Genomic DNA, 10,136 nt, shown 5'->3' on the forward strand with positions numbered 1-10,136 from the left:
GTTCGTTTTCTTTTAAGATCTTGATGATCTGACTTTCGGTAAATCTACTTTTTTTCATCTGACAGTTTATTGGTTTAAAATTAATAATTTCGAATTTTAAACTGTCTTATTTTTAGGGAAGGTTACATAGGCAACGGTCTCGGCTAAGAGTAGTAGCGTGGTTTAGCGGTTAACTTTGCAAGTACACACCAAACTGAAAATCTGCGAGGATTTTCAGAAGTGGGCGAGAACAAGCAATTACTTTTAGCCATTGTTGGCTACAGTTTTTTTTAAATACTCCAATTCGTTCGGTATTTCATTTGTCAGGTGTTCATTCCATTTGTACCAACTAAAATATTGGCTAGTATGTTTGATGAAATGTAATTCCATTTCTTTTTTATTTAATGAGATTATAGCTTTCCTTGGATAAGTATTTCCTATTTTTTTTAGCCATTTAAGCTCTTTTAGTTCAATGTTGTTTTTTTCAGCCTGATAACCTAAAAAATTAGATGAACTTGTGCCTATAAAAATACATAAATCAGGGTTTAAATTTTTTGCAACATTAAAGAATACTTGCCAAGCAATTTCAAAATCATTTTCGGTTGGTCTCGATTTATTGGATTCCATAGGTCTCTGAATAAAATTATAAAACGAAAAATAGCTCCATAATAGTTCAGCGTTAAAAGAGTCATTTCCAATTAGGGCTCTGTGAAAATTCGGAAATATCTTTGTATTCCAATAATATCGATTTATTGCTAATTCGTTTATTACAATTTGAGTGAATAATGGATTGTTGTGTTTTTCAATAGAATTTTCATCGTTTCCTAGATAGTGGCTTTCTCCAACTATTAATACTTTTCTACCATTAATGCCTTTTTGATAATTTAATCCAACATAAGGTTGCCATTTAAGGTTTTTAATATCCATATTTAAGAGAAGATAATGTGATTAGTTTTAGTTTGATTATACTCTATTAATTTTTCTCTTAATACCTGTAAATCTTTTTTAGGTAAAAATCTTGCAGAAACTGAACCACCTATTGCTCTAATAGTAATATCAGAACCAAATAAATGTTCGTTAATTTCAATTTTTCGGATATATTTAAAGGAAATTGTATTGGTGTCAGTTCCAATATAATAAAGGTTTCTTTTTAGAATTGTAATCGTTTCTTTGTTTAAGTCGAGTTCTAGAGTCCAAGGACTTAAAATATGCTCAATTTTCCCATTAATAATTAATGTAAATATATTTGATTTGGTGTTAAACAATTTATTCTGCATCCTTAATTAATATTTATCATAATTACTGTAATCAACTATTGGTGGTTCAGGATATTTGTTTTTGAATATGAATTTACCAGCTAGATATTTACATATATAAAATACAATTAATGAAACAATAGCAGAAATGCTTAATGCATAGATTGTGTGTAACTCCCAATTTTCTTTAAGTGCTATAAAATATTCTGTCCTTTCGGTAAAAATTTTATCGTAGATTTCAAAAACTGAAAGTAATGGTTTCTTAAAAAAATATTTAAGCGAATAATAGAAAGCAACAAACCAAAACAAAAGAGCATATATCGCTCCGTAGTATGAAACAAAATAATCCTTAAGATAATTCCATTTGTCATTTGGTTTTTCCCTTAAATAAAATAAACGCCTTTTACTTTTGTTATAGATATCGTTTTCAAAATTCAGTTGATTATTAATTTCTTTTCCTCTATTACGTCTATTAGAAATTGAGCCATCTTGGTTTCTTGGTAATCCTTCGTTGTCAGCGGTTGCCCATAAATCATCTATGTTGCTTTTTGATGTCCTAAAATCATTTAGTGATTCCAAAAACTCAATTTTTTCTTGTTTGTCTAACCAAAAATCTGAAATATCCTGATTGGGATAATATTTTTGGTTTTTTTTCCATTTGTAGAGCTTTATTAAAGTGTATATTATCCAAACGATTGGAACTAAGGGTAGGACTATTAATAATCCAACAAGCATCCAAAAAAAGATTCCTCCAGCATTATCATTCTTTTTTGCCATATTTTAGGTTAAGTTAATTAGTTTGTCGGTCAAAATTGTAGCCAACGTGTTTGTATATGGTTTGTTGCGTGGTTTAATCAATTAATTTAGTAAATAAATACCGACCAAGAAAGTCTGCGAGGACTTTCGTAAGTAGGCATAAGCCAGCAATAAATTATATACGGTGTTGCCAACCGTTATTTTTCTATTCGAATGTTATTTTATAAGTCATAGGTTCCATTTTAAAATCATTTTCGTTTTCAAAATTCGGTTGTTTAATTCTCAATATTTTTGGCTTTTCTGAACTTAATTCAGAAACGCAGTATAAATAATAATTTGGATATTCTTTTGACTTTCTAAATTCGTTTCGAGATAGAAAGAAACTTTTGTTCGATTTGTTAGTCGAAATAGCCTTGACTTCAATTTGTTTCTGTGTTCTATCAATTTCAAACGAAATAATGTCAAAACCAAGTTTCGGATTATTAGCAACTGAACGAACTTTTTTGGCTAAATCTGGATAATCAGTTCTTAAAAACTCTATTTCGTTCTTCAAAACAATTTCTTCGGCTAAATTTCCGATTTCCATTTGTTTTTCAAGTTGTTTTATATAATCAATTTCGGTTTCAGGTTCTACCAAAGTTTCCAAGTCAATTGCTTTTCTCGGTTGGTAATTTGGCAATTCAGGTTTTTTCTTTTCGGCAGTTTTTTTAGATTGAATTCTTACTTCTGTATTTTCTTTAGATTTCTCAAATTGAAAACCATAAATCCATAAAAATGAATGAGCGTCAAGCAATTCAATTCCGCTAAACTTTGTTTTAAGATAGTTTTGAAATTGTTTAATTATTCCAACAAATTCTTGATAATTCTCCCAAGATGAATTATGACTTGTTTTTAAGTCGATATTTAAAGAACTAAAAATTAAATCAAATCTCGTTTGTGAAATCGGAAGATATTTTTGAGAGTTTTTAATAAAGAATAAATATGCAATTAATTGATATGAAAATCCCAATTCTGTAAATTGATTAAAAGCCTTTTCGTCTTTGATTTTACTTTTAAAAAACTCAAAAAGTAATTTTTCGTTTTTTTGATTCGCTTTTAGTTTACTAAAATTGTCCTTTTTTCTCCAATCAATTAAATTGTTTTGATGAGTTTCATAATTGTAAATGACATTTGTCTGAATTGAATCTTTTACTGATTTTAAAATTCTGCCATTTCCAATTTCATCCTCTTTCCAAGTTTTTGTTAAAAGACTGTTTTTTGCTTGTTCTAAAACTGCGTATTTGTAGTTTTCGTGTTCATTTATAAAACTGTTTGTTTTAAATTCAACGAGTTTTTCAGTCGTGTCTTTTTCCAAAATATTTTTGAATTCAGTTAAAGCGTATTCAAAAGTTTTCTCGTTAATTTTAATCATTCAGAGCGTAATTTTTTAATGGTTGGCAACGGTTAGTATATGAAAAGTAGGCGGTTAAGAAGCACGAAACTTTTAGTTAAGCACAAAGTTTGATACGAGCCAAAACCCTTGAAATTTCTACTATTTCGCCTATTTTTTATATACATTGTTACCTGCTGGCTTTATTCATTTTCAGTCCGTTAGCGTTGGCGTGAAAGCTCTTTGCAACCGCAGGAACGAGGATTGTAATGTGCTTGAACATAGCGTTGGCTATTCAAAGTCGATTTCGGTACTTGATATTTTGTCAAGCTCATCAGAAATACTTTTTTTAATATCTTCCAAACGTTTGAACTTTTCAGCCAATTCTTTTTGTTTTGAAATATCAAAATCTCCTTTTTTGTCAATTGGTATGGAAATCTCAATATCCTGAATTTTCCCCTTTCCTGCTTTATTGTCAAAACCAAAATAGTGTTTACTAAACTCCATTTCTATGGCATATTTTAAATAAATTAAGTCCAAGTTTTTCTTTAATTCTTCTTGAACGATTAAGGGAATTACCTTTTCTGAAAGTGAAAATTTTCCTTGGCGATAATATACTTTTCCGATAGAGCCGTCAATATTCCAAGTAAGACAATTTTCAAAGTATTTAACTCCTTTTAGATTATCTTTTACATAACCATAATCAACATTTTCGGGAAACTTTGAAGCAGAGTAAACAGGAATTGTTCCTTTGTTTTTGTCAATAAATGTTTTAGTAAACTTGCTATTATTTGTTTTCTGTTTGAGGTCAAAAATCTCTTTGATTTTCTTTTTTACAAATTTTGGTTTTTCAGATTCAGTTGCTAATTCTTGAACTTCTTCTTTTATAGAAATAATACTGTTTGAAACTTCATCTAAAAGAGTAGGGAACTCTTCTATTTTTAATTTTAGGTTCTCGTCTTCGATACCTAATTCTTCTTTTTCTTCTTTACTCCACCATCTTTCTACACACCAATGATTTTCTGGTTGAAACTTTTCTATTGGTTGTATTTTACACCTTATATCTGTATTTATTTTTGCAAAGTTTTGCTTGTTGCCTTTGAAAAACGAATAGAGCATTACTGCTTCATTTAAATCGTCTTGTTCAATGTCAAATCTATAAACATCTCTACTTTCTCCCATTTCACTTACAAAATATGTAAATACTGGGTCTGTTTGAATTGATTTGTTATCAGGCTTTTTTGTAATGCAAAGAACATAGGTTCTTTTAGGTGTTGTAAAAAATGTTTTTATAGGTAAGGAAATAATACCATCAATATAGCATTCATCAAGCAAAAACTGTCTTAAATTCTTGTCGTTTTGTCTATTGAAAATACCATCTGGAACAATGATAAAGGCTTTGCCATTTGGTTTTAAAGCCCTAACAATCCATTCCATAAAAAGGCCTTCAACTCCAATGGCATTTATTTTGTAATAATTTACAAGGTCTCCATCTTTTTTAATTTCATCTTTAAGGTTACTACTTCCGCTCGTTACATAAGGTGGATTTGTTACGATTAAATCATATTCATTTTCAACCGATTCTGATAACGTTCCTAAAATCGAGTTCGTTTTTAAAATAAAACTCTCGTTAAATAATTTTGAAAATTCGGTTGTTAAATTTGGGTTTTCTTTAATTAAATCTGAAAAGTAAATGAGCATATTGGCTTTTGCCAATATTATTGTTTTCTGTTCATCTTTATCAAAACCTTTGTCGTAACCTTGAATTGTAATTTTAGGAATTAGTTTTCCTTTTTTAACTTCATAAAATTGGTCAAGTTTTGTTATTACAGGCTCAAGTAAAAATTTACCAACTCCGCAAGCTGGGTCGCAAATTTTAGCCCCAACTTTTATGTCGTCTTTCGCCATTTCAACAACTGCTCTTACGACTTTAATTGGTGTGAAAAATTGCCCCCAATTTTTCTTACTAATACTTTCTTTTAAGAAACTTTCAAACAGTTGGCTTTTAAAATCGTAATCAATATGCTCAAGCTTTCCGTAATCTTTGAATTTTTTAAGTACTTTTTTGAAAACTGTACTGTATCCTTGAACGGCTTTTTGGTCTTTGCTAACAAAAATAGTTCCATTGATTATTGTTGTTTTATCAATTGGGTTTTCTGGAAAAAGAGTCTTTATTTTTGGTCTTATAGTATTTGCGTAAGTTTCTAAAACTTCATCTTCTGTATTGCCATCATAACTCGAATAAAGTGTGTTAAAATTGAAGATACCTTGAAGTACTCCTAAATCGCTTAAATATTTGAAGATAAAAAGCTCTACAAAGGTGTAAAGACAATTTTCAGGTGTTGCACCACTCACGGACCAAATGTCTTGCCAAATTTGTTTGGCTAAATCGGTTGGATTGACTAATTCTTTTGGTTTGATTTGGTCGCTCAATTCATTTATTGAGTATTTAATTTTTTCAATTAAATCAGGTGTTTTTTCTCCTTTTGGGTCAAAATTATCTTTGATTAAATTGCCATTTTCATCTTTAATCTTGTTTCCTGTTAGGACATTTACCCAAACTGTTTCTTTTGTATCGGTTGCGATTAAAATATGTGCTCCTAACTTTCTTGCAACTTCCAATTCTTGCTTTATTGCTTTGTTTTTTTGAGCAACTGTTTTAAATTCAGAAGGCTTTTTGTATTCAACAACAGCAATTACATTTTTCTTTTGAACTATGAGTCCGTCAACTTTTTTTCTCTCTTCTTTTCCATAATCTACGTTACGGATTAACCCAAATTCTTTAAGGTTTTTGACCGAAGTTGCACCAATATTATAGAAATCCCATTTTCCTATTTTTTCGGGATTTTTTATTAAGTCACGTTGCAACAATTCTTCGCTCATACTGAATAATTTTCATTTTTGCAAATCTATGAAATATTCTTGAATTAAAGAAGAACGCTCTTCTTTTTTTGTCAGAAGTGGCTAAAAAGCAATGTGTGCGATAGCACTCTTTGCTTTTGTGCGGTTGGTTTTTTAGCTTGCAGGTAACGGTCTCGTATAACCGTCAGTTACGGATTTAAAGTTAATAATTTTCGGTTAAGCACTGACGTTAGCAATTCCGAGTGGATTCGGACGTAGTCGAATCCGCCGTAATTGCGGTTATACATTGTTACCTGTAGTTATTTTTTTCTATACACTTTTAAATTATAGTTTAATTCTGTTCCATCACTTTCTAAAAACTCAATTACTTTCAATTCCGTTTGAGTGATTTCCGCTATTTCTATTTCGTTTTTCGTAAACCCAATTAAGGAACCAGATTTTTTTAATTGTTCCAAAAGTCTAGGTGCGAGTTTGTCAATAGGCACGTTGTATTTCGGTTTGTCAAATGTCATTCTAAAAATCTTTGCATTCGAGTCATATTCCCATTTTCCGCTTTCACAATTTTCCGCATTTTCACAACCAAATAATTCGTACGTTTTGTTTTTTTCAATTCGCATATTTGGTCGAAAAACATATTCAGTTGCAGTAATTGTGTCGTTCACGAAATGTTTTACTGCCGCAATTACTTTTCCATTTTTATCCGTCAATTTTTGAAATTCCCACGTTCCAATTATTAACTTCTCAATTTGTTCCGCACTTTTTTTCGTTTTCGCCTCATCAACTAATTGCAAGTATGTTTTAGATGACTGGCAATAAGTCAAAAAAGGAATTAGCAATAATGTTAGCAGGATGTTTTTCATAATTACAGGTAACGGTCTCGGCTATGAGTAGTTGCGTGGTTTAGCACTTAACTTTGCAAGTACACACCAAACTGAAAATCCGCGAGGATTTTCAGAAGTAGGCGAGAACAAGCAATTACTTATAGCCATTGTTGTAGTGCGTTTTAATTAATTATACTTTTTAGTTTTTCGGTGTGTTTATCTGGTTCAATAAAATCAATGAAATGTCCATAAATCGGACTAATCCATTTTTTCTTTTGGTCACTATAAACTACAATCATATTTAAAGTTTTATTGTAATCAACTTTTTCAATGTCAGTCCAATAAATTTCTTTTATCTGTCCAATTTCGTTCTTAATTGTCATCGATTTATCTCCGATTATTATTCTATACTTGAAATAGTGTAATGTCAGATAAAGTCCGATTGATGAAAATCCAATTATCATTGCAAGAACACTTAAAAGTCCGCCATTTTCATATTCTTTAAGTACAAAAAATAGAACGTAGATTAATAATAGGGAAATTGCAAAGCAAAAAAGCCCAAAATATAGAATCAATTTTCCAGGTTTTAAATCCATTTTTATTTTAATCCAATTTCATTAATATTTTCGTCAATTCTTTTCCAGTCAATTCCGATAAAATTCCGTTCGTCATAATTTTCAGATAGCACGAAATAAAAATACTCGGTCAAATAATAGACTTCAGCGTTTCGTTTAGCATAGCCTAAAGCTCCAATATCTTTCATTTTGAATTCAACTTTATGGTTTCCTTTATTTTCATTAATCAGTTCAACAGTTTGGGTTTTCCAAGTCGCAACATTGAATAGAGTTTTTAAAGGATTTAAGTAAATCAGTCCAATGATTGTCAAAATGGGTATTGACTTTCTTAAAATCGGTTCGGATAAATTTCGATTAGCTTTAAATTCCATTATGAGCAAAGGAATTGGTAAAATCAAAATTCCGTAATAAATAACTGCTTTTAAAAACCCGATTTTAGTTTGAAATAAGTCGAAAATGTCCAGTAAAAAAAGGGACAAAACGATGTAAAATGTTATTCGGATTATTTTCAGCATATCGGTTTTCTCAAATGCACTACAACGGTTTTGGCTATGGTTTCGTTACGGAATGGTACGCGAGTATCATTCCGCCGTAACCATAAATTTAGCAAAAAGGCTCGAAATTCCGATTAGGAATTTCAGCCGTAATGAACTATAGCCGTTGTTACCCACAGTTATTATTTCCAGTCTTGATATTCAAATAAAGAGTCAATTTCTCTCCCTTTTTCTTTTTTAAAATCACCATCCAAAGAAAATATTTCGTCCAATTTCAATTCATCGACTAACATATTTGGAAAAACATTGTGTATCATTCTATAGTCTGTAAAAAATTTATTTGTTTCATTTTCCCATTGACTACCAAATCCAGAAAACCAATTGTATAAAAGTAACGTTTGTTCTTCGTTGGAAAGTTGAGAACGTAGAATTCTAATATATTTTCGTTTTTCTTCGTACGTGAAAATGGTTTGGTTAACAACAAACTTGACAGTTTGAAATAATTGCCTGTAATAGTGTGCTAACTGATTAGAATTGCCTTCAAGTATTTTGTTATTTAAGGAATGTTTTACTCCGAGTACAATTCCGAACATTTTATCTTTTTTTCTATCTCTCTCTTTAACTCCGTCCCAAAACATTCCATATGCTTCATTTATCATTCTTTTTAGTTCTAAATCAGGCATATATTTTTTTACATAGTGATAACAAAATTCAAATTCAGATAACAAAAATGGGAAGGTTTTAATTCCATCAATTACACCTTTATTGACAATTGAGTCACTTATAACTTTCAAATTGATATTCACATCATTGCTCGTTAAGTCATTAACATTTCCCCTATGAATTCTCATCATTTCATAGAACTGACTCTCAAATTGATTTTTAAGAAATTGTTCTTTTTGTAAATCTAATTCTTGACGGAATTGTTCTTTTTCTTTCTCTAATTGAATATTAAATTGAGCTCGCTGGTATTGATTGGCTTTATACTGCATATAAAAAGCCAAATATGTTAAAACTACTCCAGCTAAAGCGATGAAAGGATTCATTATTCCTCCAATTGTATCACCAATTTGACCAGTTTGAGTGAAGTCAATTATAGAATTTTTGGTAAAAAGTGCAGGTGCTACGAATGAGAAAATAATCAAGACTGAAGCAACAATTATTAGAACACGAATGATTCGATTCATTTTTTTTGTTTGTTCAATTGTGTCTTGTTTATCCATTCGGTTTTAATTGTGGGTAACGGTAGGTATAACCGAAGTTACGGGTTTATATGCGTTAATTTTCGGTTTGACACTTACGTTAGCAATTCCGAGTGGATTCGGACGTAGTCGAATCCGCCGTAATTGCGGTTATACATTGTTGGCAGTAGTTTTTATTCAATTTCTGTATTTTAAAATTTTTCTTAAATCCTTTTTGGAGTTAATCAGTCTATTCGGTTCACAAATACTTGTTCTCATTTTTCCTTCTTTGTCTATAAATCCGAAAACAACATATTTTTGATTTTTTTTGAATGTCATATCACAATTACTCCAATCTTGATAGATTTGAATTCTATTATCTGTAAAGGTTAAATTCTCTCCTTTCAAAATTTTTTTTAAGTCAAAAAGAGGAAAATGTCCTTGAGTCAATTCTTTCAAGTAATTTGGGTTTTCCCAACCAAAGATTTCAGAATAGCCATCAATTTCTCTGTCAATTAATTCAATTACCTCTCCATAGAAAACAAAATCAGCCTCTTTGAATCCTTCAATCAAATACTGTTCTTGATAATTATCTTTATTTTCGTTGGTCAATGGAATTATCTTACATTCACAGGCTAATGATGGAATAGAAATTAGCATCAATACAATTCCTAAAATCAATTTTCTTTTCATTATCAATGTTTTTTTTAAATTACTGCCAACGGTTTGTGTAAGGATAGTTGCGTGTAAAAGCAACTAACTTACTAAAAATGGAACGAACCAGAGGAAAATCCGCAGGATTTTCCGAGTAGGCAAGAACCAAGCAATTATTTTTACACGTTG

At 30.3% G+C, this 10,136-nt stretch carries 10 protein-coding genes; all 10 read right to left on the bottom strand.

Going from position 1 to position 10,136, the window contains the following annotated elements:
* Positions 1-243: 243 nt before the first annotated feature.
* Positions 244-906 carry a hypothetical protein gene (locus HC176_RS15285; protein ID WP_167919824.1) on the bottom strand — a complete coding sequence of 221 codons (663 nt, stop codon included), beginning with the start codon at positions 904-906 and terminating at the stop codon, positions 244-246.
* A 2-nt stretch (positions 907-908) separates the two neighbouring features.
* Entirely contained in the window at positions 909-1,256 is a 348-nt protein-coding gene (locus tag HC176_RS15290; protein ID WP_167919826.1) for a hypothetical protein, read from the bottom strand.
* Between the two features lie 6 nt (positions 1,257-1,262).
* Complete coding sequence (locus tag HC176_RS15295; protein ID WP_167919828.1) at positions 1,263-2,012, bottom strand: hypothetical protein; 750 nt, start codon at positions 2,010-2,012, stop codon at positions 1,263-1,265.
* 184 nt (positions 2,013-2,196) lie between these two features.
* Positions 2,197-3,402, bottom strand: coding sequence for a protein NO VEIN domain-containing protein (locus tag HC176_RS15300; RefSeq protein ID WP_167919830.1), 1,206 nt, complete (start codon positions 3,400-3,402; stop codon positions 2,197-2,199).
* 249 nt (positions 3,403-3,651) lie between these two features.
* On the bottom strand, positions 3,652-6,243 hold the full coding sequence (locus HC176_RS15305; protein WP_167919832.1) for an N-6 DNA methylase: 2,592 nt from the start codon (positions 6,241-6,243) through the stop codon (positions 3,652-3,654).
* Positions 6,244-6,521: 278 nt separating this feature from the next.
* Entirely contained in the window at positions 6,522-7,013 is a 492-nt protein-coding gene (locus HC176_RS15310) for a hypothetical protein (protein ID WP_167919834.1), read from the bottom strand.
* Between the two features lie 212 nt (positions 7,014-7,225).
* Entirely contained in the window at positions 7,226-7,639 is a 414-nt protein-coding gene (locus tag HC176_RS15315) for a hypothetical protein (protein ID WP_167919836.1), read from the bottom strand.
* A 2-nt stretch (positions 7,640-7,641) separates the two neighbouring features.
* Positions 7,642-7,989, bottom strand: a complete 348-nt coding sequence (locus HC176_RS19645) for a hypothetical protein (protein WP_209309730.1) — start codon at positions 7,987-7,989, stop codon at positions 7,642-7,644.
* Between the two features lie 305 nt (positions 7,990-8,294).
* Positions 8,295-9,335, bottom strand: coding sequence for a putative phage abortive infection protein (locus HC176_RS15325; protein ID WP_167919840.1), 1,041 nt, complete (start codon positions 9,333-9,335; stop codon positions 8,295-8,297).
* A gap of 156 nt (positions 9,336-9,491) precedes the next feature.
* Positions 9,492-9,986 carry a hypothetical protein gene (locus HC176_RS15330; protein WP_167919842.1) on the bottom strand — a complete coding sequence of 165 codons (495 nt, stop codon included), beginning with the start codon at positions 9,984-9,986 and terminating at the stop codon, positions 9,492-9,494.
* Positions 9,987-10,136: the final 150 nt, after the last annotated feature.

The sequence above is a fragment of the Tamlana crocina genome, assembly GCF_012037625.1.

Excerpts from the sequence above, each read along its gene's own strand:
- HC176_RS15285 (WP_167919824.1), bottom strand. The coding sequence starts at position 906 with ATGGATATTAAAAACCTTAAATGGCAACCTTATGTTGGATTAAATTAT.
- HC176_RS15290 (WP_167919826.1), bottom strand. The coding sequence starts at position 1,256 with ATGCAGAATAAATTGTTTAACACCAAATCAAATATATTTACATTAATT.
- HC176_RS15295 (WP_167919828.1), bottom strand. The coding sequence starts at position 2,012 with ATGGCAAAAAAGAATGATAATGCTGGAGGAATCTTTTTTTGGATGCTT.
- HC176_RS15300 (WP_167919830.1), bottom strand. The coding sequence starts at position 3,402 with ATGATTAAAATTAACGAGAAAACTTTTGAATACGCTTTAACTGAATTC.
- HC176_RS15305 (WP_167919832.1), bottom strand. The coding sequence starts at position 6,243 with ATGAGCGAAGAATTGTTGCAACGTGACTTAATAAAAAATCCCGAAAAA.
- HC176_RS15315 (WP_167919836.1), bottom strand. The coding sequence starts at position 7,639 with ATGGATTTAAAACCTGGAAAATTGATTCTATATTTTGGGCTTTTTTGC.
- HC176_RS19645 (WP_209309730.1), bottom strand. The coding sequence starts at position 7,989 with ATGGAATTTAAAGCTAATCGAAATTTATCCGAACCGATTTTAAGAAAG.
- HC176_RS15325 (WP_167919840.1), bottom strand. The coding sequence starts at position 9,335 with ATGGATAAACAAGACACAATTGAACAAACAAAAAAAATGAATCGAATC.
- HC176_RS15330 (WP_167919842.1), bottom strand. The coding sequence starts at position 9,986 with ATGAAAAGAAAATTGATTTTAGGAATTGTATTGATGCTAATTTCTATT.